Origin of the sequence: Chryseobacterium sp. BLS98, assembly GCF_001045445.1 — a bacterium.
Taxonomy (GTDB): Bacteria; Bacteroidota; Bacteroidia; order Flavobacteriales; family Weeksellaceae; genus Chryseobacterium.
The window spans coordinates 740,078-765,204 of sequence record NZ_LFNF01000002.1; the positions used below are offsets into that span (position 1 = coordinate 740,078).

Sequence of the window (25,127 nt, forward strand, 5' to 3'; positions counted from 1 at the left end):
CCAGATGTTATAAATATACTTTTTCTTTTTCGGTTTGTCTAAAATACTCTGGTATACAAAGTTTTCACCAAGATAAGCTTCTCTTACCTGAGGATCGTTAGCAAGGTCTTCCGGAAGTCCTTCTTTCAGGATGTTTCCTTCAAACATAATGTACGTTTTATTTGTAATTGCTAAAGTCTGCTGTACATTGTGATCCGTGATCAGGATGCCTATATTTTTGTCTACGAGGCTTCTTACGATTTTCTGAATATCTTCTACCGCAATAGGGTCTACTCCCGCAAAGGGCTCATCCAAAAGGATAAAATTCGGGCTTGTGGCAAGACATCTGGCGATTTCCGTTCTGCGCCTTTCCCCTCCGGAAAGAAGATCTCCTCTGTTTTTACGTACATGCTGCAGGGAAAATTCTTCGATCAGTTCATCACATTTAATCTGCTGTTCACGTTTTGACAATTGGGTAAGCTGTAAAACCCCCATAATATTCTCTTCTACAGAAAGCTTTCTGAAGATGGAAGCCTCCTGTGCAAGATACCCGATTCCCTTCTGGGCCCTGCGGTACATGGCATCCGTTGTGATTTCCTGTTTATCGAGGAAGATCTTTCCTGAAGTAGGCTTAACCAATCCAACAATCATATAAAATGAAGTGGTCTTCCCTGCCCCATTCGGGCCCAGCAAGCCAACAATTTCTCCCTGTTCTACCTGTACAGAAACGCCTTTTACTACTTTTTTAGGACCGTATTCCTTGATTAAGTTTTCTCCTCGTAAAATCATAGGAGCAAAGATAAAGTTTTTTTGAATTCAAATTTTAGATTATAAATGGTAAACGTTTTTTTGAATGGTCATTTTATTTTCTAATAATTCGGAGATTGCCGGTATTGAATTTTAAATTTTGGCTAAAACCCTGAGTGATAGCGTTTTTATAGTAAACTGGCTAAAGCCCGTTCCTAATTGATTGCATCCTTCGACTTCGCTCAGGATGACAGACCTGATACTAACTACTTTTTTTATTATTATTTGTACAAATAAAAGCTTATGAATGTAATTTATGATCATATTCCCTTAAAAATTAAATATTTATACCATTATTTTGTAACTCCAATAAATTTTATCCGACCTATTGAAAAAGTATTTTAATCATCACACTACATTAACAATGGAAAATTACGGCTATACAAAAACAGAAGGCACACAGAATCCGAACCCGCAAAATAATGTCCCTTATCGCTCGGAAAAGAAAATTCCGGCAGCGATACTGGGAATCCTTGTCGGATGGCTGGCATTAAACAAATTCTATCTGGGCTATACGAAAGAAGGGGTGATCCAGCTTGTTCTGAATATCATCACTTTTGGAGCTGCTTCCATCATTCCTTTCATTGAAGGGATTTTATACCTGTTCATGAGTGATAAGCAGTTTGATGACACGTATGTTTACGGGAAAAAAGGATGGCTCTAAGGGAAAATAGTAAAATGGCAAAAAGGGCTAAGAAAGCTGATAAAGCTAAGAAGGCGAAAGGCTAATAAGCAAATTGGCCTTTCTGCTCTTTTGTCATCTATGTTATTATTTTATTTCCCTATTTTTATGCTACCAAATCAAGACTTAAATAATATGCAAAATAATCAAGACCTCACAGATCTTCTTGCCTTAGATCTGGGTATTAATATTGTGGACAGAAGACCTTATGCCAAAGAAGTTTTCAAATGGCAGGATATGGATCTTCTTCCCCACTCATCCACAGATACGCTTCTTTGCGAAATCTTCGAATGGAACGGGAGAAACTGGAGAACGACGGGAAACAACCTCATCGGATACCTGTTTTCCGGAGCTCTTCTTAATACAGTCAAAGAGCAGCTGATTAATACCCCTAAGAATTCCGCATTGATCCCGGATTTTGAATTCACCAAAGAAAGCATGGTGGAATATGGACTTTCTCTTCCTTCCCTCTTTAATATCGGAGTGAATGGAGATATTAAAAATACCAAGAGTTTCTCAATAAGGGTGAATGGGGTAACCAAGTCCAGGATTACCAATATTGATGCTCCGGGAATTGAAATCCTGAAAAATTACTCTTTGTTTACCCAAAGTAAATCCAAGACTTACAGAAAAAATATTAAATTCAATTATCTGAGTACTTCCCTCTTCTATGCAGAAAGTGTGGAGATCTTTCTTGAAAAAGAATCAGGAGTTGGGGTGGATGTAAGTTTTCAGACTGAAAATGTAGAAGTGGATACCAAAATAGACACGGATACCAAGAAACATTTTATTTTAAAATATTCCGGAAATCAAGCTCCTTTTGCTGCAAAATTTACGAAAGGAAAAGATTTCAATATTATGTGATCAATTTCACTGTTCACAAATATTTAGATAAAAATAAAACACCTCAGATCTGAGGTGTTTTATTTTTTATGATGATTTTTTTCTATTTATTCAAAATCATTGCTGCTTCTTTTGCAAAATAAGTAAAGATCATATCAGCCCCGGCTCTTTTGAAGCAGGTAAGACTTTCAATGATTGTTTTATCATTATCCAGCCAACCGTTCTGGGCAGCTGCCTTTACCATGGCATATTCTCCGCTTACATTATAAACCGCTATCGGAAGGTCAATCGCTTCACGAACTTTGGAAACAATATCAAGGTAAGGAAGTCCCGGTTTGATCATAATAATATCGGCTCCTTCATCAATATCTTTAAATACTTCGTTCATGGCTTCACGGGAATTGTGAAAATCCATCTGATAGGTCTTTTTATCTTTCGGAATTTCCATATTGTCCTTTGGTGCACTGTCCAGGGCACTTCTGAATGGTCCGTAAAACGAGCTTGCATATTTTGCAGAATAGCTTAAAATTCCAACATCCGTAAATCCGCTTTCTTCCAAAGCTTCACGAATGGTAAGAACTCTCCCGTCCATCATATCGCTTGGTGCCACAATGTCAGCCCCGGCTTCGGCATGGGATACGGACATTCTTGCCAGTGCATCATTGGTAGCATCATTCACAATTTTTCCGTTTTCAATGATTCCGTCGTGTCCATAGATAGAATAGGGATCCAAAGCTACATCAGGCATTACAATCATTTCCGGAACTGCATCTTTAATCGCTTTAATCGTCTGCTGCATCAGTCCGTCCTTGTTCCAGGCTTCTTTTCCGGTATTGTCTTTCAAGTGCTCTGATACTTTCATGTACAGATTGACCGATTTTACCCCCAGGGAAAAAAGCTCCTTACATTCCTTCACTGTCAGATCGATGCTCCTCCTGAAAATTCCGGGCATCGACGGGATTGCTTCCTGCTGGTTTTCGCCCTCCATTACGAAGATAGGCATTACAAAATCATCAGTCGTAAGGATGTTTTCTCTTACTAGACTTCTGATAGATTCATTAACTCTAAGCCTTCTATTTCTTGAATGTATCATTTTGGAATACTTTTTGAATATGTTTCTACAAATTTACTACAACTTATATAAAAAACTATTGTATAGAATTGTAGAATTGTTTATTTTTGTTTTAATACATTCGAGAAATTATAATTTGATGAAAAAACTTTTACTTTTATTTATATTTATCGGCGCTTTCGTTGGATTTTCCAACAATATGCAAGCACAGTTGAGAGAGCCGGGTTCCCTTTCACAGAAGTCTGATGACGGGGTGTTGGTAGCTTATCCTAATCCTGCAAAGGACTTCCTTCTGATCAAAGCGAAAGATTCTGCTTTAAAAATCAAAAGTGTAACCTTTTACTCAATTTTAGGAACACAGGTGGCTAACTATTCTGTCAACATGAACTCCGGAGAAATCAATATTGAAAAACTGAAACCCGGAAAATATCTGATTCGCTATATCTTAAGCGATAATACCCAAAAGGTTACTCAAATCGTAAAACAATAAAATTAAATCCTGATAATCATCAGGATTTTTTCTTTTCCCACTGTTCTGCCTTAATAATTCCGTAACTTTCAGAACTTTTTTAGACTCATTGTAAAAACAATTTAATGCTTAAAGCTGAACATATCAGAAAGACCTATGGTGCCGGAAAGAAAATAGCATTGGATGATTTCAGCATCCATGTTCCTCAAGCCAGTATTTATGGTCTTCTAGGCCCAAACGGAGCCGGGAAAACGTCCTTTATCCGTATTATTAATCAAATTACACAGGCTGATTCCGGAGAGGTATTCATCAATGGAAATAAGCTTAACCCAAGCCACATCCGGGATATCGGTTATATGCCGGAAGAAAGAGGACTTTATAAAAATATGAGTGTGGGTGACCAGATCCTTTATTTTGGAGAGCTGAAAGGAATGAGTAAAAATGATGCTTTAAATGAAGCCAAGAAATGGTTTGAAAAGCTTCACATCGACCAGTGGTGGAAAAAGAAACTCTCTGAGCTCTCTAAAGGGATGGCACAGAAAATCCAGTTTGTAGTCACCGTCCTGCATCGTCCGCATCTTCTGATTCTTGATGAGCCTTTTTCAGGTTTTGACCCGGTGAATGCCAATTTAATTAAAGATCAGATCATTGACCTTAAAAATAACGGCACTACCATTATCCTTTCAACACACAGAATGGAAAGTGTTGAGGAAATGTGTGATTACGTAGCGCTTATCAACAACTCTAAAAAGATCATTGACGGAAGGGTTTTTGACGTAAGGGAAAAATTTAAAAAGAATATTTTTGGGGTGACTCTTTCCGAGGTGGATGAGGTTAAGTTCGAGAATTTTAAAGCCAGCTATGATATTTTTAATTTCTCTAATGAAAACAACTTGGTTTCTTTTGACCTTAAAAATGAAAGCGGACAAAACGATATCCTTCTGGACCTCGTAAATGTAGGAAAAGTAAGATCATTTGATGAGAAAATCCCGAGTATGAACGAAGTGTTTATTAATGCGGTAAGCAATCATTCTTAATTTTTATGAATAATATTTTTTTAATTACAAAAAGGGAATTTCTTACCCAGGTTAAGAAAAAATCCTTCATTATATTAACATTACTTGCTCCTCTTTTAGTGATTGGATTTGGAGGGGTAATCGGGCTGATGTTTAAAGCAAACGAATCCCACAGCATCATTGAGGTTGTGGATAAAAGCGGACTTTTCAGGAATCAGCTGAAGTCTAATGATAAACTTGAATATGTTTTTGTTTCCGCCGCTGATGAAAAAGCAAAAATCAATAATCTTAAAGATAATGAGTCGCTGGACGGCATTCTGATCCTTCCCGAACTGAAGAATCAGAACTACAATGAACTTGAAAACAGCACAAGACTTATTATAAACGCCAAAATGGGCTTTGATACAAAGCAGAAGATCGTTTCTGATATTACAGATGTAATCAAAAAGGAAAAGATCAGGCAGCTTGGTATTGAAGAAACCCAACTCAACAATCTCGATAAGGGCTTTACCCTAAAGACTATCAATGTTTCTGATAATAATAAAGAAGATTCCGACCTTGCATTCGGTGTAAAAAGCGGTCTGAGTATCCTTTTAATGTATGTGACTTTCATGTTCATCATTATTTATGGAGTAAGGGTAATGAGAAGTGTTCTTGAGGAAAAAAACAACCGTGTGGTGGAGATCATTATCTCATCGGTCAAGCCTTTTGAGCTGATGATGGGTAAAATCTTGGGAGTAACCCTGGTGGCCCTGACGCAGTTTCTGATCTGGATCTCGATGTCTGTTATAGGAGCCTTGATTTTAAATACCGGATTTTCATCTTTCCAGAAAAATATTCCGGGAGGAAATGAGGAACTGGCCAGCAAGCTTGATATTACGCAGATTGCTACTCAGGTTTCACACAGTTTACTGGAACTGAATTTCCCGTTGATCATCTTTGTATTCATTGTATTTTTCCTTTTAGGATATATTTTTTACAGTTCCATTTATGCAGCCATCGGCTCGGCAGTAGATAATGAAACAGAGACCCAGCAGTTCACTTTATTTGCTATTTTACCGCTTACTGTAGGGATGTATGGGAGTTTTTCTTTAATGAACAATCCTGATGGTCCACTGGGCTTCTGGCTGTCTATTATTCCGTTTACTTCACCGGTTGCCATGATTGCAAGAATACCTTTTGGCGTTCCGGCATGGCAGATTGCCCTGTCTATTGCCCTTCTATTGGGAACTACTATTTTCATGATATTCTTAGCAGGAAAGATTTACCGTGTGGGAATTTTGATGTATGGGAATAAGGCCAGTTTGAAGGAGATCTGGAAGTGGATTAAAGGATAGTTTTGTTATTCTCTTGTCTTGAAACAAAAAGAATCAAAAATTCAAGACTGGAATCTTTCACTAAAAATTTAAATATGAGCCAATAAAAAGTACTATACAAAAACAAAAATCCCGGAAATTAAAATTTCCGGGATTTTTTTATAATTGAATAACTTATTATTCTATTTAAAGATATAGCTTAAGCTAAGGCTGATTACCTGCTCAGACTTTCTCTTATCAGTCCCTCCTTTTTCTTTTGCAAGATCAGGATAAGTATCTGAAAGACCAAGGTCATATTTAAGCGCTAATTCCAGCTGTCTCTTATAGCTGTATCCTACTCCTAATCCTAAAGCAAAGTTAAAGCTTGCAGCTTTTCCACTTACAGATGGATATAAAGGATCGGTAACATCCGGATCATAATATGGTCTTCCAATCGGAGCATTTTTAACGTTCTGACTCATCAGAAAGTTAAATCTTGGCCCGATCATTCCAAAGAATTCTGATTCTGCTTCAGAAAAATATCCTTTAAAATAGATAGGGACGCTCAGATAATTGTTACCATATACTGCATCATAACCGTCTTTCCCTTTAGCATCTTTGTCCTTTCCGGTTTCGCCTGCACCGTAATATACGACTTCCGGCTGTAAAAAGAACTGGTTTGCCTTCCCGATAGGAATTAAAGCCAAAGCTCCACCCTGAAACGCGAATCTCGGACCAGAAGGATTATGGGCATTTCTTACTCTGGAATAGTTACCTCCTGCCGTGATACCAAATCTTGTATTTGCAAAGTCAATCTGGGCAAAAGACAGAGTTGAAAGGGCCAATGCTGAGGTTAATAAAAGTTTTTTCATATGTTTTGTTTTTGTATGTGTTATCCTAGAATTTTTGCAACAGTAGCACCAATATCAGCAGGAGAATCTACAACGTTGATTCCGTTGTCTCTCATGATCTGCATTTTTGCCTGAGCTGTATCTTCATCACCTCCTACAATAGCACCTGCATGGCCCATCGTTCTTCCTTTAGGAGCAGTTTGTCCGGCGATAAATCCTACAACCGGCTTAGTAGATCCGCTTGCTTTGTACCATCTTGCAGCTTCAGCTTCCAATCCACCACCAATTTCACCGATCATTACTACCGCTTCAGTTTCAGGGTCGTTGATGAATAATTCCAAAGCTTCTCTTGTCGTTGTTCCGATGATTGGGTCACCACCGATACCGATTGCTGTAGAAACACCGTAACCAGCTTTTACAACCTGATCAGCGGCTTCGTAAGTAAGGGTACCCGATTTTGAAACGATACCTACTTTACCTTTTTTGAAAACGAAACCTGGCATGATACCAATTTTAGCTTCTTCAGAAGTAATGATTCCCGGACAGTTTGGACCGATCAATCTGCAGTCTCTGTCAGCGATGTAAGATTTTACTTTTACCATATCCGCTACAGGAATACCTTCAGTAATACATACGATAACTTTGATACCCGCTTCAGCAGCTTCCATAATCGCGTCAGCAGCGAATGCAGGTGGTACGAAAATGATACTTACGTTGGCTCCAGCTTTTTGAACGGCATCAGCTACTGTATTAAATACAGGCTTTCCTAAGTGCTCAGATCCTCCTTTTCCCGGAGTAACCCCTCCTACTACGTTGGTTCCGTATTCAATCATCTGGCCCGCATGGAAAGTACCTTCGTTCCCTGTAAATCCTTGTACAATTACTTTAGAATCTTTGTTTACTAAAATTGACATTTTATTGATGTTTTAATTTATTTAAATATTTTATTAATGCTCACAAATTTACTTATTTTTCTTTGATTTTGGACAAAACCAAGTGAATAGTTTATTTGAGATTTCTCAGCTTTACTTCTTTTTTCAAATAGCCTTTGAAATCTTCTGCAAACATTCCTATATAGGTTCCTTTTTTAAGATCTCTGTTGACTCCTGTTTTACCAAGAATAACGGATCCTGCTTCAATTTTGTTACCGGATGCGATGCCAACCTGGCCCCAAAGGGTTACTTCATCCCCTATGACACAGCAGCCTGCAATTCCCACCTGTGAGGCAATCAGACATTTCTTTCCGATAACGGTGTCGTGCCCGATCTGAATCTGGTTATCCAAAACAGAGCCTTCCCCGATTACGGTGGAATCTGTAACGCCTCTGTCGATTGTACAGCCATTTCCAATTTCTACATTGTTCTCAATGACTACATTTCCAACGGAAATAAGACGGTCAAAATTCCCATTCAGCTTTCTGTAATAAAACGCATCACCTCCCAAAACCGTGTTTGACTGAATAACAACATTATCACCAATAACCGTTCTGTCTCCAATAACGACGTTTGGAAAAATTAAAGTATTTTTCCCGATGACAACATTATTTCCGATAACGGCCGTACGATGAATTTTTGTTCCCTCTCCGATTTCTACGTCGTGAAGTTCCTCAGTGAAATTGTATATTCTTGTAAAATGGGTATTGATTTTATTGAAATCTCTGAACGGGTCATCGGAAACCAAAAGTGCTTTTCCTTCCGGACATTCTACTTTTTTGTCGATCAGAATAATTGTAGCCGCGGAATTCAGGGCTTTATCATAATATTTCGGGTGATTCACGAAAACAATGTCTCCCGGTTTTACCATATGGATTTCGTTGGTTCCCAATACTTCAAAGTCTTCGGGACCTACAAATTCAGAGCCTATTAATTCGGCAATAGTTTTGAGCTTTTGTGGAGAGTGGAATCTCATAACAACTGGTTTTCTTATAAAAACAAAATTCGGAATGCTAGTGCAAACCGAATTGATGTAAATTGTATTATTATTTTACTCTTTCTAAGTAGCTGCCGTCTTCTGTACTTACTTTAATTTTGTCTCCCGGCTCGATGAATAGAGGAACCATTACTCTGGCTCCGGTTTCAACGATTGCATTTTTAAGAGCGTTAGTCGCTGTATTTCCTTTTACTCCCGGATCAGCTTCAACTACTTCCAGGTAAACAGACTGAGGAAGTTCAGCAGAAAGAGGAGTTTCGTCAACTTCTTTCAAAATGATGGTTACTTCTTCTCCTGCTTTCATGAATTGTGAGTTTTCAATCATTTCTTTATTCAGATATAATTGAGAGAAATCATCATTGTTCATAAAGTGGAAACCATTTTCATCATCGTAAAGATACTGGAACTTTCTGGTGATTACTTTTACTTCGTCTATTTTGTGTCCTGCAGAGAAAGTATTATCGATCACTTTCCCGTTAGTTACAGACTTTAATTTTGTTCTTACGAAAGCTGGACCTTTTCCAGGTTTTACGTGAAGAAACTCTATTACTTTAAAAATATCGTTACTGTACTCAATGCAAAGTCCCTTTCTGATATCGTTACTTGTTGCCATTAATTTATGTTATCTTTTTATTTATTATTCTCTTTATTTACCAAATCAATTATATCCTCTAAGTAATACTGATTTGTTTTAAGTTTTGAAATGACTTCAGGATCATTATCTGTAAGTTTAACAATAAGTTTTTTATCAATTACCAATCCGAAGCTGACATCTCTTTTATCAGAAGTATTATTTGATTTTTCAATATCAATCAAAAGAACCTTGTAAGAGTTTCCTTTTTTATCCTTCCACGCAAACTTAGGGGTCAAGCCTGCATTTAAAACACCTCCCAGCAAACCTCCTCCATAAGGATTATTGTATGAAATTGCTTTTTTATCTTTTACTTCATCCAGATAGACCAAAAAATATTTCTTCCCAATTACCTTGACTCTTGCAAATGTATCAAAAGAATAGATATACGCTGCATAGGTCATGCTAAAATAAAGGTTATCCTGATACTTCATCAGCCATGCTCTATTCTCCTTCTTCGCTTTTTTGTCAGTATCTGTATATCTGAATGGCGACATTTTAATGTAATCTTCATTCTGACTTTTTACTTCTGCATAAACATTGGGCTTAGCAAGGCTGTCTTTTTTATAGTCCGAGAAGCCGTAATAGAACTCCATGCCTGTTATTCTTTGGTTCTGGGACAGGTAAAAATTAGAAATTACCAGTACAAAAAGGAAAGACAATTTTTTCATTAATTACTCTCTTTACCTGTTCCGTATCCTTTTACAATACCTCTCGGTGAGTTCTGGATAAACTGAAGGATCTCATCTCTTTCAGCAGTTGGAAGCATTTCTTTTTCAATATAGGCTACAGCCTGAGAAACGTTCATTTTCATCTGGAAAATAGTTCTGTAGATTTTCTGGATCTCGAAAATTTTCTCATTGGTGAATCCTCTTCTTCTTAACCCCACTGAATTAATTCCTGCATAAGACATTGGTTCTCTTGCAACCTTTACATAAGGAGGGATATCTTTTCTTACCAGGGTACCTCCTGAAATCATGACATGTTTTCCGATTTTACCAAACTGATGAACAGCACTGAGACCTCCCATTACGGTATAATCGCCAATTTCTACGTGTCCCGCAATACCACAGCCGTTTACAATGATCACGTGATCTCCGATAACGCAATCGTGTGCAATGTGGGAAGTTGCCATGATCAGGCAGTTTTTGCCAATTTTAGTAAATCCCAGAGCTTTTGTTCCTCTGTTGACGGTAACACATTCTCTGATCGTAGTTTCATCACCAATAATTACCTGGGTATCTTCACCATCAAATTTTAAATCCTGAGGGATCGCAGAAATTACTGTTCCGGGGAAAATTCTACAGTTTTTACCTATTCTTGCCCCATCCATGATGGTAACATTAGGACCAATCCAAGTTCCTTCTCCGATTTCTACGTCCCCTGCAATTGTAGTAAAGGGTTCTACAATAACATTTTTGCTGATTTTCGCACGTTTATCTACGGCTGCTAATTGATGAATCATTTAATCAACTTTATTTTTTGCAACTTGAGCCATTAATTCCGCTTCTACTGCTACAGTATCTCCTACATATCCGTATCCCTGCATATGAACAATACCTCTTCTGATAGGCTCTATCAATTCAATTTTGAAAATCATAGTATCTCCTGGAACTACTTTTCTTTTGAATTTTACTTTATCAATTTTAATGAAATAGGTAGAGTAATTTTCAGGATCCGGAACACTTGCCAATACCAGGATACCTCCTGTCTGCGCCAAAGCTTCTACCTGAAGAACTCCAGGCATTACAGGCTCTTTAGGGAAATGGCCTACAAAGAAAGGCTCATTCATGGTCACATTTTTCAAACCTACCACATGGGAATCTGACAACTCAAGAACTTTATCAATTAACAAGAACGGAGGTCTGTGAGGCATAAGCTTCATAATGCCGTTAATATCGAAAACAGGTTCTTTAGTAAGGTCGAAATCGGGTACATTTTTCTTTTTCTGAAGCTTCCACTGACGGTTAAGTTTTTTTGCAAACTGAGTATTCACAAAGTGACCCGGTTTATTTGCAATTACTTTCCCTTTTATCTTTACACCAGCTAATGCAAGGTCCCCGATCACATCGAGTAATTTGTGTCTTGCCGCTTCGTTAGGATAATTCAGTGTAAGATTGTCTAAAATACCGTTCGGTCTGATAGAAACGTTATCTTTTCCAAACGCTTTTTTCAGCTTTTCTGTAGTATCAGGAGTAAGATCCTTATCTACATAAACGATGGCGTTAGAAATATCTCCACCTCTGATCAAGCCATGATCTAGAAGCATTTCCAGTTCGTGCAGGAAGCTGAACGTTCTTGCGGAGGAAATTTCGTCTTTAAATTCTGAAATATTTTTAAGAGTGGCATTCTGAGTCCCCAATACTTTGGTTCCAAAATCCACCATGGTTGTTACTTCGTAAGTATCTGAAGGAATGATTGTAATTTCCGATCCGGAAGCCGGATCTGCATAGCTCAGCACTTCTTTTATGACCAGGTATTCTCTGGCGATCCCCTGCTCTGCGATTCCCACACTTTCAATGGCTTCAACAAAAAACTTTGAGGATCCGTCTAAAATTGGGGGTTCAGAGGCATCCATTTCAAGGATCGCATTATCGATATCACATCCTACCAACGCTGCTAACAGGTGTTCACAGGTAGTGATTTTTACACCTAATTTCTCTAATGTTGTTCCTCTTTCTGTTGCTACTACATAATTAACATCAGCTTCTACCTGGGGATGTCCCTCAAGATCTGTTCTTACGAACACAAATCCTGTATTTTCTTTTGCTGGTTTAATGGTAAGTTTTACTTCTTTACCCGTATGAAGGCCAATTCCGGAAAGTGTTACTTCTTTCTGGAGCGTTTTTTGCATATCACTCATTAGTTTTATCTTTTGAGATCTCCTCAAGATTATTTATTCGCTTTACAATTTCAGTAAAATTCCTGAAATGGACATAGTTTCTAAGATAGTCATTATAGCTTATTGCAGGAGATCCGTACAATGTCTCTTTATCATTAACGCTGGAGTTCACACCGCTCTGAGCCTGAATTTTCACCTGATTACCAATTTTGATATGGCCTACCACCCCTACCTGGCCGCCAATCTGGTTCCAGTCTCCGATGGTAGTAGATCCTGCAATCCCGGCCTGTGCTGCAATAACGTTGTTCTGACCGATTTTTACGTTATGGGCAATCTGGATCAGATTATCGATCTTTGTTCCTTTGCCGATAATGGTGGAACCGATGGTAGCTCTGTCGATACTACAATTGGAGCCAATCTCCACATCGTCTTCGATAATGACGTTTCCTAGCTGAGGGATCTTCTTAAACCCTTCTGCAGTAGGCTGGAAACCGAACCCGTCACCACCTACAACCGTATTGGAATGAATCACACAGTTATCTCCGATGATACAGTAATCGTAGATGCGGGCTCCACTGTCAATTTTACAGTTTTTACCGATCTTAACGCCTTTACCGATATATACATGTGGATAAATTTGTGAACCTTCCCCGATTTTGGCTTTTTCTGAAACATAAGTAAATGCCCCGATATACACCTTGTCACCAACCACAGCAGTATCGTGAATAGAAGAACCGTTTTCGATTCCTTCTTTTCTTCCCTGCATTTCCTGGTAGAGATTCATTAAAATCTGGAAAGAAAGGTAAGCATCCTTTACAACAATTAAGGTAGGATTATAATTAACTTTATCTATAAGTTTTTCCGAAACAATAATAACGGAGCATTTTGAGGTATCTAAAAAATGTGAAAATCGATCCTGTGCTATAAAAGAAAGATGTCCTGATTCACCATTTTCAATTGGTGAAACCCCTGTAATAACCGTGCTTTCGTCGCCTATTATCTGTCCGTCAATAAAACTTGCAATTTGCGAAGCTGTAAATTCCATATTCTGCAAAGATAAGAAATTCTGTAATTCGCAAACATTTTTTGATTTTCGGAACGTGAATTTTAAGATTATTTAAGATATTATCTGGGAAATATCTCTTGGAAAGGTAAGAATATACCTGGCTGTCTTGTGTACCATAAGCCCAGATAACAGCTGGTCCTGCGATTCTTCCAGCCTGATTTTTTTACCATTCTTCTGAAGCAGGTAAATAGGCTGCTTTTTGGTATCATAAGGCAGTAATTTTCTTTTAATCTCATGTACAAGCTCTTTTCCATTATTGATTCCGAAAAATTCATTAGTATTTTTTATTTTTTCCTCAATGAATTTTCGCTTAAAAGGATGAGTTGAGATAACCGTTTTCGGAAGGTTTCTTTGGATCACACATTTGCACCAATAGGAAAGAATAAAGTCTTCAGAATCCTGCCATGATTTCATCGCATGAATTATATCATTGTCATCAAGTTGCGTAAATCTGTAAATATCTTCATCGGTCGCTGAATTTTTCCCACGGTTCAGGAAATATTTCAGGTTTTCTCCCGCAGGAAGATCCATCCCTTCAGAAATGAGATATTTGGCTCTTTCCAGGATTTTAACCAGAAGAAATTCTGCCAGCGCAGAAGTTTTATGATAATATACCTGCCAGTACATAAACATCCTGGCGGTCAAAAAATTCTCAATGGAATATACCCCTTTGGCATCGATCACCAATTCGCCTTCGCTGCACACATTCATCATGGAAATAATCCTTTGTGTATTGATATTTCCCTCCGAAACGCCGGTAAAAAAGCTGTCTCTGTTCAGGTAATCAAGCCTGTCCACATCAAGCTGGGAGGAAATAAGCTGGTTGAAAAATTTTCTGTGGTACTTCCCCTGAAACATTTCAATGGCTACAGAAAGCTGGCCGTCAAATTCCTTATTCAGCTTATTCATTAATAATAAAGAAAGCTTTTCATGGTGCCAGTCGTCCATCAGCATATTTTCCAATGCATGAGAGAATGGCCCATGCCCAATATCATGCATCAGAATCGCAAGCATTGCGCCTTTTTCTTCTTCCTCTGTAATTTTCACACCTTTCTGGCGCAGGGTTTCCAATGCTGTAAACATCAGGTGCATCGCTCCCAGTGCATGATGAAACCTTGTATGGGTAGCCCCGGGAAAAATGAGATTCAGAAGACCGGTCTGCCCTATCCTCCGCAATCTCTGAAAGTAAGGATGCTCGATAACGTCAAATAAAATTTCATGTGGGATCCTGATGAAACCATGAACGGGGTCGTTGATGATCTTTAGCTTATTCTGCATTGAAACGTCGATATTAGTAAACAAAGTTAGGGATTTTAAATTTTAAGCGTCATTAAATTGACGTTAAAGAATTCCACCCCCTTCCAAAACAGAACATCCTTCTTTGTTGATGAGACCTATGTTTTATTCTTTCACCACAGATTGCACGGATTTGCACAGATGTTTTCTGCATATTCTGTTTTAAAAATATATCTTTGATCCATTAATAACCATTCATTTTGATGAGAAAAATTTCTTTTTTCATTTTATTTTTTTTCAGTTTACATTTTTCTGCACAGGCTTTATCGGAAACACAAAAACTTGAATCATTGTGTAAGGTCTGGGGATTTTTGAAATATTGCCATCCTCATGTTGCCAAAGGAGGCTTTGATTGGGATCAGCAGCTTTTTCAAAAAATCGGAGAGCTTGAGCACATCCGGGATAAAAACCAGTTGAACGAATTATATTCCGGATGGATCAGCAGTCTTGGAAAAGTGGATGAATGCAAAAAATGCATGAAAGAAGATAAAGCGAAAATATATTTTCTGAGAAACTTTGATCCGGGCTGGATGAGCAATGAACAAATATTCAGTAAAACAGTAACCGAACAGCTCTTATTTATCCAAAACAACAGAAATTTAGGAAGCAGCCATTATTTCGGAAAAGGCGGAAAAAAGGTTTTCTTCAGGAATGAAAATTCATACGGCTCAAAATATATTTCAAAAAAGACAGCACTGTTGGAGCTTTTCAGATATTGGAATCTGGTAGAATATTTCTTTCCTTATAAGTATCTGACTGATGAGAACTGGAATGATGTATTAACAGAAATGATTCCCAAATTCCTCAGCATCGATAATGATGAAAGCTATCACCTGACCCTTGCGGAACTGGTTGCAAAAACTGATGATTCCCATGCCTTTCTATATTCGCCACTGATCAATGCCAACCTATATGGAAGAAAAAGGGTTCCTGTAGAATATATCTATGCGGAAGGAAAGCTGGTTGTAACCAAGATCAAGAAAAATAAATTCAATGAAGAAATACCATTGAAAACCGGTGATGTTATTTATGATGTGAATGACAGGACAATTCCTCAGCTGGTTAATAGTTTTGCTAAATATGTTCCAGCTTCCAATTCCTGGGGAAAAATCACAAAAGTGAAAAATCTTTTTCTGTTCAGCAATCATGATTCTATCAGGCTTAAAATAGAGCGTGACGGACAAAACCTGGCTGTAACAACAAAAACCTATCTTCTCACAGATATTACAGGAGAAAAGCCGGCTATTCCTGACAAATGGAAATTTTTAGATGCAGATAAAAAGATCGGCTACGTTAATATGGGCATTCTTGAAAAAAGCGATGTGGATGATATGTATAATGATTTAAGATTTACATCATCCATCATTTTCGACCTCAGAAATTACCCTAAACAAACAATTTTCCCTTTGAGCAGGCTGATTCTTCCTGAAAAAACAATTTATTATCAATTTAATTTCCCGGAAACAGATTATTTGAGTAAATTTTATAGCTTAAAAAACAGCATCGGCAGAAAGAACCCGGATTACTATAAAGGAAATGTTATCGTCCTGGTAGACGAGAATACCCAGAGCCAGGCGGAAACAACAACCATGATGTTTAAGCAACATCCGAAAGCCAAAGTAATCGGAAGTAATACTTCGGGGGCTAACGGTGATGTGATCAGGTTTAAAATTGCTGATCTGGATACTTGCTTTACAGGGCTCGGAGCCGACTATCCGGACGGAAAAGAAACGCAGAGGATAGGAATTATCCCGGATATTATCATAAAACCCACTGTGAAAGGGGTTCAAAACAAAAAAGATGAAGTTCTGGAAAGAGCTTTGGACTATATAAAGACCGGTTTTTAAAGAAATTGAATATCAGTAATGATGAACAGCATTTTCATTTAACTAATATTTAACTTTTAGTGTCTCTAATTTGTGAGAAATTAAAAGGAATTGGTCAACATTTTGATGCTATAACCATGTAAAAAAATAAATTATGTCGGAAAAGATATTATGGATAGATGATGAAATAGATTTACTCAAACCCCATATCGTATTCTTAGAAAAAAAAGGTTATCAGGTAACCCCTGTTAACAATGTGAATGAAGCTCTGGAACTTATGGATTCGGAGAAGTTTGCATTAACGCTTATTGATGAAAATATGCCCGGTATTTCGGGACTGGAAGCCATTCCCATGATCAAAGAGAAAGATAATTCCTTAAAGATCGTCATGGTGACAAAAAGTGAGGAGGAACATATTATGGAGGAAGCCATCGGATCACAGATCGCGGATTACATTCTAAAACCTGTAAATCCCAACCAGATTTTATTATCATTAAAAAAGAATCTGCAGGAAGATAATCTTGTGGAGCAGAAAACAATACTTCAGTACCAGCAGGAATTCAGGAATCTGTCTATGGAGCTTTCTTATATCAGGACTTACCAGGAATGGGCAGAATATTATAAGAAGATATTAAGCTGGGAGATTAAATTTGATAAGGTGGAGGATAATGAATTTTCGGATCTTTTGCAATCACAAAAGGAAGAAGCGAATATCCAGTTTGCCAAATTTATTGAAAAAAATTACGAAGGCTGGCTTACTGACTCCGATAAGCCTTTAATGAGCCACACGCTTTTTAAAGAAAAAATAAAACCAGAAGTGGAAAAAGAAAAAGTTCTTCTTCTTATGGTGGATAATCTTCGTTTTGACCAATGGAAGGTTATTGAACCACTATTCACCAAATACTACAATAAAATTTCGGAGGATTACTATTACAGTATTCTACCTACCGCTACTCAGTATGCAAGAAACTCTTTCTTTGCAGGACTGATGCCGTCCGAAATCGAGAAACGTTTTCCGGATAAGTGGTTCAATGATAATGAAGAAGGAAACAAAAATGAATTTGAGCGTGATTTCCTGGAAGACCAGATGAAAAGAATCGGCTTGGGATCTAAATCGATGAAATACCTTAAAGTTCTGAATGCTGATTTTGAAAGAAAAATCTATGATGACTTCAACCAGCATAAAAACAACGACCTTTTAGTCATTGTCTATAATTTTATTGATATTCTTTCGCATGCCAAAACAGATAATCATATCGTAGATCAGCTGATCCGTGATGATAAAACATTCAGATCCCTTACCTTAAACTGGTTTGAGAATTCATCATTACTGAAAATCATTAAATCAGCAGCAGAAAACGGTTATAAGCTTGTCATCACCACAGATCACGGAACGGTGTATGTTAAGAAACCAAGCAAAGTCGTAGGTGACCGCGAAACATCTACCAATATACGTTATAAAACCGGAAAGAGCTTAACCTATGATGACAGCGATGTATGGGCTGTTACCAATCCTGAAAAGCTGTTCCTGCCCAAAGGAAACTTAAGCTCAAAATATATTTTTGCAAAAAATAATATTTTCCTGGCTTATCCGAAAAATTACAATCACTTTGTGAATTACTATAAAGAGACCTACCAGCATGGAGGAATTTCACTGGAAGAATGTATTATTCCTATCAGTATTTTAGAACCCAAGTAGTTTTTTTCATAGTTTATTTAAAATTTTGGGTTTAAGGCGGCAAAAATCGAATGATTTTTGCCGCTTCTTTTTGCAGTCTCTTTTAATAGTCTCGAAGAGTTCATATCTTAGCAAAAAAACAATGTTTATTATTTCACTGACCTATAAAACCTCTCTGGAAAATGTAGAACGTTTTATTCCGGAGCACAACGATTTCCTTGAAAAACATTACCGTTCCGGAAACTTCATTGCTTCCGGCAGAAAAGAGCCAAGAACAGGAGGAATCATACTTGCAGATGCCTTCTCTAAAAATGAAGTTGAAGAGATCATTAAAGAAGATCCTTTTTATATTCATGAAATAGCAGATTATGACATTACGGAATTTTTCCCTACAAAATATAACGAACACTTTAAATTTTTCATCAAAAAACCATGAAGTTAATCACGTACAACGTTAACGGAATCAGGGCTGCCTTTACAAAGGATTTCCTGGGCTGGCTGAAGATTGCTGATCCGGATATTATTTGTATTCAGGAAAGTAAAGCTGGCAACGATCAGATAGACATTGAAAGCCTTGAAAAAATCGGTTATTATAGTTATTGGCATTCTGCAGTAAGAAAAGGCTATAGTGGCGTCGGAATTGCTTCAAAAATCAAACCCAACCATATTGAATACGGATGCGGTATTGAAAGCTATGACAATGAAGGCAGAATTATTCGTGCAGATTTTGACGGATACTCTGTTATATCGGTTTATGTTCCGTCTGCCAGCAATATTGATAGGTTAGAATTCAAAATGCAGTTCTGCCATGATTTTCTGGCTTATATAAAAGAACTAAGAAAAACGATTCCTAACCTTATTATTTCGGGAGATTTCAATATTTGCCACCAGGCTATAGATATTCATGATCCGGTCCGTTTAAAGAACGTTTCCGGCTTTCTGCCGATGGAAAGGGAATGGATGACTGACTTTATTGAAGAATGCGAGCTGATTGACAGTTTCCGTTTCTTCAATAATGAACCGGAAAATTATACATGGTGGAGCTACAGACAAAATTCCAGAGCTAAAAATAAGGGCTGGAGACTGGATTATAACTTTGCAACTTACACTTTGAAGGATAAGCTTTCACGAGCTGTTATATTAAAGGAAGCTGTACACTCGGATCATTGTCCTGCCTTATTGGAATTAGATGTCTAGAAGACTTGATTATAAAGTAAAAAGCCAGCTGAATCAGCTGGCTTTTTTAAATTTAAATCATAAATTTAGTCGACAATTTCATATTCAACGGGAATAGTACCTCTATTGGTATCTCCGATTTCATCGAACGCAGCTTTAGAAATATCTAATGCTCTTGATGCATGGAAAGGGCCTCTATCATTAATCTTCACTATCACCTGTTTTCCATTGTTCAGATTGGTAACTCTAATATTAGTTCCAAACGGAAGCGTTCTGTTGGCAGCGGTAAACTTTGAATTACTAAAGATTTCTCCGCTTGCTGTTTTTCTACCGTTAAATTTATCGTGGTAGTACGATGCATAACTTGTTTTCTTCGCATCTAAGGTGTTCCCTGTAAAAGAATAAACACCTAAGGTTGAAATCATCATTATGATTACGAGAATGAATCTTTTCATCATCTTGAATTTTATTGGTTTTGACGGAGCAAAAGTATAAGGAATGTTGTAAAGTCCCTACTCCATATGTTAAAAACTGTTAACAAAAAGTAAATAATATGTTAACAAGGCTCGCAACTCCCTATTATCAGGGGTTTTAGATACCACTGTTAAAAAACGTTAAAAAAAACATCTAAAAGTTAACGTATTTAACTTTTTGCCAATAAAATTCAAAATTCAATTTTCATATATTACTGTAAATCAATGTTTTATATATTTATAAAATTATAATCTTATATTCTAAAACGCGTAAAGGCATAAATAATTTAAGATATTAGTTATATGAAATACTTTTAATAGAAGCTATTTGAGACCCTAAGGTAAGTCACTCATATTTTATTTAACAGTGATTTTTACCATCCAAATAATCGCTTATTATTTCTGATCAATTATTCTTCCTTTTTATATTCCCTATTATCAATATCAAATTAAATACCAACTGAGTAAGATTTATAAACCTAGAGTCAATATGTAAAAAAAACCAATGATTGCTCATTGGTTTTAGTATATTAATAAGTATTAATCTTATTTTAAATATTCTATTACATAGTCGTATGTTCCGGCAGGATATACTACTGACATACTTGGAGAACCTGTAATTGCATTTCCTGCAGTAGTTGCAATTGTATAAGAATACAAACTTCTGTCATATACAGTGTTTGTACCTGCTTTATAAATAGTAATACCATATAAAGCACTCATACCTGTCGGTGCCGGAATATTTACAGCTGTAGAAGTTCCTGTAGCAGCAAATGTTCCTTTGATAGCATAAACCTGCTTGCTTGCTACTAATGTATTGGTAGCTGTTTCAGCAGAAGTTACATCAAATTTAGCGCTACCTCCACCTAATGGTCTCCAAACTCCTGCAGTTACATTACCATTTGATGCACCATTTGGATTATAGAAAAAATAATATCCAGGGGTTACGGCTGTTGCTGTTGAGGATCTGTTACCTGTTGTAAGAGTATTTCCTGTAGCATTATTATATACAATCATACCATCGAAGTAAGTTGGGAAAGTAAATCCATCAGCTAAGGCCAAATCAAATTCAAAGTTAACAAGGTTAACACTTGGAATAACAATTCCCTTACCAACATTAGGCTGTGCTCCAGATTCTGTACTGAATGATGTACTACCATCTAACATTACATTTGAATTAGTAATGATTGGATTTGTTGTATTATTGGTAAGTACCTGAGCATTAAGGGATACTCCAGATACTGCAAATATGCTTAAATAAACTAATTTTTTCATCTTAATAAGGTATTAATTTTATTTTGTTAGAGCAAACCACTGAGTACCAGTCCATAGAATAGGATACCCTCTCTGAGCGTTCATTGTAAGTGAACCCCCAACATTTGTTATAGTGTTTGCTGCTGTAAGGTTATTATTGAAAACGTAAACAGTTCTACCTGCATCAGCTGCTGTTAGGTTAGGGAATGTAACATTCACTAATGTAGTAGCAGAATTAGTTACAATATAATAATCTGTTGGTTGAACAGTATATATTCCAGGTGTTGTAACAACTGTAGTTGTACCTCGAATTACTTCATACTTCTGCGTTGGGGCAGCAGCACCTCCTCCTACAGCAACCCAAACAGAGTTTGGAGCATCATAGTAATAGAATCCTGTTGCAGTTACATTAATTGTTTTACCAGCTGCAGAACCATCCAGAGTATTAACAAATGTAAGGGCGCCATTCTGAGCAGCCGTATATGCTGCATCTTTAGCTGCTAACTGAGTTCTTGACAAACGAGGGACTAGCAAGGCATCAGGTCTAGCATTATCAGTAGTATTAGCTACTACATCTAGGGTTGCGGCTGGTGTAGTTGTGTTAATACCTACACGACCCGTTGTCTGAGCCTTGGAAACTGCCGAAAGGCCAACGAGCATTGTCGCTGTTAATAAAAATTTTTTCATAAGTTTTTAAGATTTAAATTACACTATTTTCCATCAATATTTCCAAAATGGAAAATGCATCCCAACTTGTGCTCATCTTCAAGATTAAAATTTAATTTATTAGAAAGGCAACTTATTGAAGCATTTGATTTTAAAACATTGCTTATTGCGCAAATTTAAGATATAATTTTGAAATTTATTCATTTTATATAAAAAAAATAAAAGACATTTATCGATAAAAAATACAACGTGTTGAAAATCAACGTTATTCAAAATTTACAATCTATATAAATGCTGTTAAATTTTAGTAATATTAGGAAAAATGACCTTATTAGGTATTGGATGTAAGAGACAGATTATCAGATAAGTTCTCCATACAAATCAAATTCCTCTGCCGAAGTTATTTTAACATCAGCAAATTCTCCTATAGAAATGTATGTTTCTTCTGCTGAAACCAGAACCGTATTATCCACATCAGGTGAATCATATTCTGTTCTTCCAACAAAGTAATTTCCTTCTTTTCTGTCGAAAATACATCTGAATACTTTTCCGATTTTTTCCTGGTTCTTTTCCCAGGAAATCTGTGATTGGAGTTCCATGATCTCTTCTACTCTTGCTTCTTTTACCTCCTGCGGTATATCATCTTCCAACACGTAAGCTCCTGTATTTTCTTCATGGGAATAAGTAAAACATCCCAATCTGTCAAATTTTTGTTCTCTTACCCAATCCTTCAATTCCTGGAACCTTTCTTCAGTTTCTCCAGGATATCCAACGATTAAAGTTGTTCTAACAGCCATATCCGGAACTTTTTCTCTAAACTTAGCTAGTAATGCATTGGTTTTTTCATGAGTGGTTCCGCGTTTCATGGATTTCAATAGATCAGAATTGATATGCTGAAGAGGAATATCGATGTAATTACACACTTTCGGCTCTTCACGGATGATATCGAGAACATCTTCAGGGAAACCACTTGGGAAAGCATAATGAAGACGGATCCACTCTAAACCTTCAACTTTTACAAGTTCTTTTAAAAGTTCTCCAAGAGCACGTTTTTTATAAAGATCAAGGCCATAGTAAGTAAGGTCCTGAGCAATAAGGATAATTTCTTTAGTGCCTTTCTTTGCCAGTTTTTGAGCTTCCACAACCAGTTTTTCAATAGGAGTAGAAACATGTCCACCTCTCATTAAAGGAATTGCACAGAAAGAACAAGGACGATCACAACCTTCTGAAATTTTAAGGTATGCATAATGCTTTGGAGTAGTAGTCAATCTCTCTCCAACAAGTTCATGCTTATAGTCTGCCCCCAAATGTTTAAGAAGAACCGGAAGATCTCTTGTTCCGAAATATTGGTCTACATCCGGGATTTCTTTAATAAGATCCGGTTTGTATCTTTCAGAAAGACATCCTGTAACAAAAACTTTTTCGACTTCGCCTCTTTTTTTTGCATCTACATAATCAAGGATGGTATTAATAGATTCTTCCTTAGCATTGTCAATAAATCCACAAGTATTGATTACCACAATATCTCCGCGGTCTTCATGAACCACTTCTTTTCCATTGGCTTTAAGCTGGCTCATTAATACTTCAGAATCGTATACATTCTTGGAACATCCAAGAGTAACAACATTGATTTTCTTCTTCCCTACAGATTTTGTGCGCATCGTTTTGATTTTGAGTGTGCAAAGATACGAAATAATAAAAGAGTAAGCTCAAAAAATGAAAACCACTTTAGGAAAGTGGTTTTCAATATATTATTTAAAAATTTTGTGCAGAGAATGTTGGTAATGATTTATCTTTTTCAGAAAGTATAATTGCTTCAAGTGGTAATTTCCAGTCAATATTTAATTCCGGATCATTCCATATAACACTTCCTTCAGACTCTTTATTATAAAAATTATCACATTTATACGAAAAGATCGCTGTTTCACTTAAAACGGAAAAACCATGTCCGAATCCACGGGGAACATAAAGTTGAAGTTTATTTTCAGGCGTCAATTCAACTCCAAACCATTTTCCGAATGTTGGTGAATCTTTTCTCAAATCAACCGCTACATCAAAAACTTTCCCTTCCAGGCAAGATACCAGTTTGGCCTGGGCATGCTCCCCTTTCTGAAGATGCAGCCCTCGGAGTACACCATATGAAGATTTTGAAATATTATCCTGAACAAAATGTCCGTTCATCCCAGTCAGTTCTTCAAATTTTTTCTCATTATATTTTTCAAAGAAGTATCCTCTATCATCTTCAAAGATTGTGGGCTCGATAATATAACAATCTTTTAAGGGTGTTTCTTTAATTTTCATTTTTTGTTGTTTTTATAAATTATATTCTTTTTTTAATCTCCATTTTAATCCTAAATATATTCCACCTGCAGGAATAAATATAATCAAAATAATTACCCAAACAGGAAGCTGTGAATGAATTAAAAAAATATTTATAAGCACCTGAAAAACAGCATACACAGAGCTTATTACTAAGTGGGATACTTTTTTTTCGTTAGCAAAAAGCTGATAGAGATGTCTTCTGTGGGCTTCAAATATATTTTCTTTTAATAATATACGCTCAATAATAGTAAGTACAACCTCCATCCCGTAAATTGAAAGTAACAAAATGTATTTGTATTCCCCGGTTCTCATGATAAGAAGAGTAATAAGACCGATTACCCAAAAACCGATTCCCATACTTCCAACATCTCCGGCAAAACATTTTGCTTTTTTTCTAAAATTAAAAAAGAGAAAAACTAAGCATGCCAAAATTGGGTAAACGATGAAGCTTTCATCTGTAAATTGAATCATGTCTTTATTAATGTATGCTAGTGAACCTAGAGTTACAAGACTGTAAACCCCTGTCATCCCGTTGATACCGTCCATAAAATTATAGGCATTCAGAGTCCCAATTATAACCACAAAGAGTATTGGCCATACCCAAAAAGGCATTAATGTAAAAGCCCCAGTAAAGTATAGAAGCAGAACTACTGAAACGAAATGAACCGAAAGCCTAATCTTATTGGATAAAGTCCTTACATCATCAATAAAACTGATGGTACATATCGCCAGAAGTCCTAATCCAAAAGACCAATAATTTTGAATTACTTCATTAAAATTAAACAGGCAAAAAACAATAAATGCAATAGGAAAAATAACCCCTCCTCCTCTTAATGTGATTTGTGTATGTGCACTTCTGTGATTGGGTTTATCTATAATATTATATTGATTTGCAATTCTGAAATATATCAGTATTGAAATAAATAGGATGACAGTGACAAGAATATATTCCAT

General features: G+C 36.7%; 25 protein-coding genes and 1 pseudogene. 9 read left to right on the forward strand and 17 right to left on the reverse strand.

The genetic code is table 11. The features are described 5' to 3' along the window. Positions 1-42 precede the first annotated feature (42 nt). A pseudogene (gene lptB / locus ACM40_RS08260) lies at positions 43-768 on the reverse strand (LPS export ABC transporter ATP-binding protein); the annotation flags it as partial. A gap of 382 nt (positions 769-1,150) precedes the next feature. Between lptB and ACM40_RS08265 the strand changes: the two are divergent. Together ACM40_RS08265 and ACM40_RS08270 are read left to right on the forward strand one after the other, a co-directional pair. Then, complete coding sequence (locus ACM40_RS08265; RefSeq protein WP_048502341.1) at positions 1,151-1,450, forward strand: TM2 domain-containing protein; 300 nt, start codon at positions 1,151-1,153, stop codon at positions 1,448-1,450. A 153-nt stretch (positions 1,451-1,603) separates the two neighbouring features. Next, complete coding sequence (locus ACM40_RS08270) at positions 1,604-2,332, forward strand: hypothetical protein (RefSeq protein ID WP_048502342.1); 729 nt, start codon at positions 1,604-1,606, stop codon at positions 2,330-2,332. Between the two features lie 82 nt (positions 2,333-2,414). Here ACM40_RS08270 and hemB read toward each other — a convergent pair whose 3' ends face one another. After that, positions 2,415-3,404, reverse strand: coding sequence for a porphobilinogen synthase (gene hemB / locus ACM40_RS08275; RefSeq protein WP_048502343.1), 990 nt, complete (start codon positions 3,402-3,404; stop codon positions 2,415-2,417). A 118-nt stretch (positions 3,405-3,522) separates the two neighbouring features. On the opposite strand from hemB, the gene ACM40_RS08280 reads away from it, so the two are divergent. The 3 genes from ACM40_RS08280 to ACM40_RS08290 all read left to right on the forward strand — a co-directional run bounded on the left by ACM40_RS08280 (position 3,523) and on the right by ACM40_RS08290 (position 6,205). Next, positions 3,523-3,873 carry a T9SS type A sorting domain-containing protein gene (locus ACM40_RS08280; protein ID WP_048502344.1) on the forward strand — a complete coding sequence of 117 codons (351 nt, stop codon included), beginning with the start codon at positions 3,523-3,525 and terminating at the stop codon, positions 3,871-3,873. A gap of 104 nt (positions 3,874-3,977) precedes the next feature. Beyond that, positions 3,978-4,889: an ABC transporter ATP-binding protein gene (locus ACM40_RS08285; RefSeq protein ID WP_048502345.1), complete on the forward strand. Its 912-nt coding sequence runs from the start codon at positions 3,978-3,980 to the stop codon at positions 4,887-4,889. A gap of 5 nt (positions 4,890-4,894) precedes the next feature. Further along, the gene (locus ACM40_RS08290; protein WP_048502346.1) at positions 4,895-6,205 is read left to right on the forward strand and encodes an ABC transporter permease; all 1,311 of its coding nucleotides are present in this window, start codon (positions 4,895-4,897) and stop codon (positions 6,203-6,205) included. Positions 6,206-6,366: 161 nt separating this feature from the next. Here the strand turns inward: ACM40_RS08290 and ACM40_RS08295 are convergent, their stop codons facing one another. The 9 genes from ACM40_RS08295 to ACM40_RS08335 all read right to left on the reverse strand — a co-directional run bounded on the left by ACM40_RS08295 (position 6,367) and on the right by ACM40_RS08335 (position 14,760). Next, positions 6,367-7,035 carry a porin family protein gene (locus ACM40_RS08295; protein ID WP_048502347.1) on the reverse strand — a complete coding sequence of 223 codons (669 nt, stop codon included), beginning with the start codon at positions 7,033-7,035 and terminating at the stop codon, positions 6,367-6,369. A 20-nt stretch (positions 7,036-7,055) separates the two neighbouring features. Next, positions 7,056-7,928: a succinate--CoA ligase subunit alpha gene (sucD, locus tag ACM40_RS08300; RefSeq protein WP_040997883.1), complete on the reverse strand. Its 873-nt coding sequence runs from the start codon at positions 7,926-7,928 to the stop codon at positions 7,056-7,058. Between the two features lie 91 nt (positions 7,929-8,019). Continuing rightward, positions 8,020-8,922: an LpxD N-terminal domain-containing protein gene (locus ACM40_RS08305; RefSeq protein ID WP_048502348.1), complete on the reverse strand. Its 903-nt coding sequence runs from the start codon at positions 8,920-8,922 to the stop codon at positions 8,020-8,022. A gap of 70 nt (positions 8,923-8,992) precedes the next feature. Then, positions 8,993-9,556 carry an elongation factor P gene (gene efp, locus ACM40_RS08310; protein ID WP_048502349.1) on the reverse strand — a complete coding sequence of 188 codons (564 nt, stop codon included), beginning with the start codon at positions 9,554-9,556 and terminating at the stop codon, positions 8,993-8,995. A 17-nt stretch (positions 9,557-9,573) separates the two neighbouring features. After that, on the reverse strand, positions 9,574-10,245 hold the full coding sequence (locus tag ACM40_RS08315) for a hypothetical protein (protein WP_048502350.1): 672 nt from the start codon (positions 10,243-10,245) through the stop codon (positions 9,574-9,576). Further along, entirely contained in the window at positions 10,245-11,039 is a 795-nt protein-coding gene (gene lpxA, locus ACM40_RS08320) for an acyl-ACP--UDP-N-acetylglucosamine O-acyltransferase (protein ID WP_040997889.1), read from the reverse strand. Before lpxA ends, ACM40_RS08315 begins: the two co-directional genes overlap by 1 nt. Next, positions 11,040-12,437 carry a bifunctional UDP-3-O-[3-hydroxymyristoyl] N-acetylglucosamine deacetylase/3-hydroxyacyl-ACP dehydratase gene (locus ACM40_RS08325; RefSeq protein ID WP_048502351.1) on the reverse strand — a complete coding sequence of 466 codons (1,398 nt, stop codon included), beginning with the start codon at positions 12,435-12,437 and terminating at the stop codon, positions 11,040-11,042. Next, positions 12,430-13,461 carry a UDP-3-O-(3-hydroxymyristoyl)glucosamine N-acyltransferase gene (gene lpxD, locus ACM40_RS08330; RefSeq protein ID WP_048502352.1) on the reverse strand — a complete coding sequence of 344 codons (1,032 nt, stop codon included), beginning with the start codon at positions 13,459-13,461 and terminating at the stop codon, positions 12,430-12,432. The genes ACM40_RS08325 and lpxD overlap by 8 nt, the downstream gene beginning before the upstream one ends. Before the next feature lie 72 nt (positions 13,462-13,533). Next, complete coding sequence (locus tag ACM40_RS08335) at positions 13,534-14,760, reverse strand: HD domain-containing protein (RefSeq protein ID WP_048502353.1); 1,227 nt, start codon at positions 14,758-14,760, stop codon at positions 13,534-13,536. 308 nt (positions 14,761-15,068) lie between these two features. Between ACM40_RS08335 and ACM40_RS08340 the strand changes: the two genes are divergently transcribed. From ACM40_RS08340 to ACM40_RS08355, 4 genes are all read left to right on the forward strand, one after another. Beyond that, complete coding sequence (locus tag ACM40_RS08340) at positions 15,069-16,625, forward strand: S41 family peptidase (protein ID WP_165579291.1); 1,557 nt, start codon at positions 15,069-15,071, stop codon at positions 16,623-16,625. A gap of 133 nt (positions 16,626-16,758) precedes the next feature. Then, a complete protein-coding gene (locus ACM40_RS08345) occupies positions 16,759-18,303 on the forward strand; it encodes a bifunctional response regulator/alkaline phosphatase family protein (RefSeq protein ID WP_048502355.1) in 1,545 nt (514 codons plus the stop codon). A gap of 121 nt (positions 18,304-18,424) precedes the next feature. Further along, on the forward strand, positions 18,425-18,718 hold the full coding sequence (locus ACM40_RS08350; protein WP_048502356.1) for a YciI family protein: 294 nt from the start codon (positions 18,425-18,427) through the stop codon (positions 18,716-18,718). Beyond that, positions 18,715-19,479 carry an exodeoxyribonuclease III gene (locus ACM40_RS08355; RefSeq protein WP_048502357.1) on the forward strand — a complete coding sequence of 255 codons (765 nt, stop codon included), beginning with the start codon at positions 18,715-18,717 and terminating at the stop codon, positions 19,477-19,479. The genes ACM40_RS08350 and ACM40_RS08355 overlap by 4 nt, the downstream gene beginning before the upstream one ends. 65 nt (positions 19,480-19,544) lie before the next feature. Here the strand turns inward: ACM40_RS08355 and ACM40_RS08360 are convergent, their stop codons facing one another. The 6 genes from ACM40_RS08360 to ACM40_RS08385 form a co-directional block, all read right to left on the reverse strand. Then, complete coding sequence (locus ACM40_RS08360) at positions 19,545-19,916, reverse strand: septal ring lytic transglycosylase RlpA family protein (RefSeq protein ID WP_048502358.1); 372 nt, start codon at positions 19,914-19,916, stop codon at positions 19,545-19,547. Between the two features lie 561 nt (positions 19,917-20,477). Further along, positions 20,478-21,098 (reverse strand): hypothetical protein, encoded by a 621-nt coding sequence (locus ACM40_RS08365; protein WP_228376158.1) that lies wholly within the window; start codon positions 21,096-21,098, stop codon positions 20,478-20,480. Between the two features lie 126 nt (positions 21,099-21,224). Further along, positions 21,225-21,872 (reverse strand): hypothetical protein, encoded by a 648-nt coding sequence (locus ACM40_RS08370; RefSeq protein WP_048502360.1) that lies wholly within the window; start codon positions 21,870-21,872, stop codon positions 21,225-21,227. Positions 21,873-22,210: 338 nt separating this feature from the next. Further along, positions 22,211-23,512, reverse strand: a complete 1,302-nt coding sequence (gene rimO / locus ACM40_RS08375; RefSeq protein ID WP_048502361.1) for a 30S ribosomal protein S12 methylthiotransferase RimO — start codon at positions 23,510-23,512, stop codon at positions 22,211-22,213. Between the two features lie 94 nt (positions 23,513-23,606). After that, the gene (gene rfbC / locus ACM40_RS08380) at positions 23,607-24,152 is read right to left on the reverse strand and encodes a dTDP-4-dehydrorhamnose 3,5-epimerase (protein WP_048502362.1); all 546 of its coding nucleotides are present in this window, start codon (positions 24,150-24,152) and stop codon (positions 23,607-23,609) included. A gap of 12 nt (positions 24,153-24,164) precedes the next feature. Beyond that, positions 24,165-25,127, reverse strand: a complete 963-nt coding sequence (locus tag ACM40_RS08385) for an MraY family glycosyltransferase (RefSeq protein ID WP_048502363.1) — start codon at positions 25,125-25,127, stop codon at positions 24,165-24,167.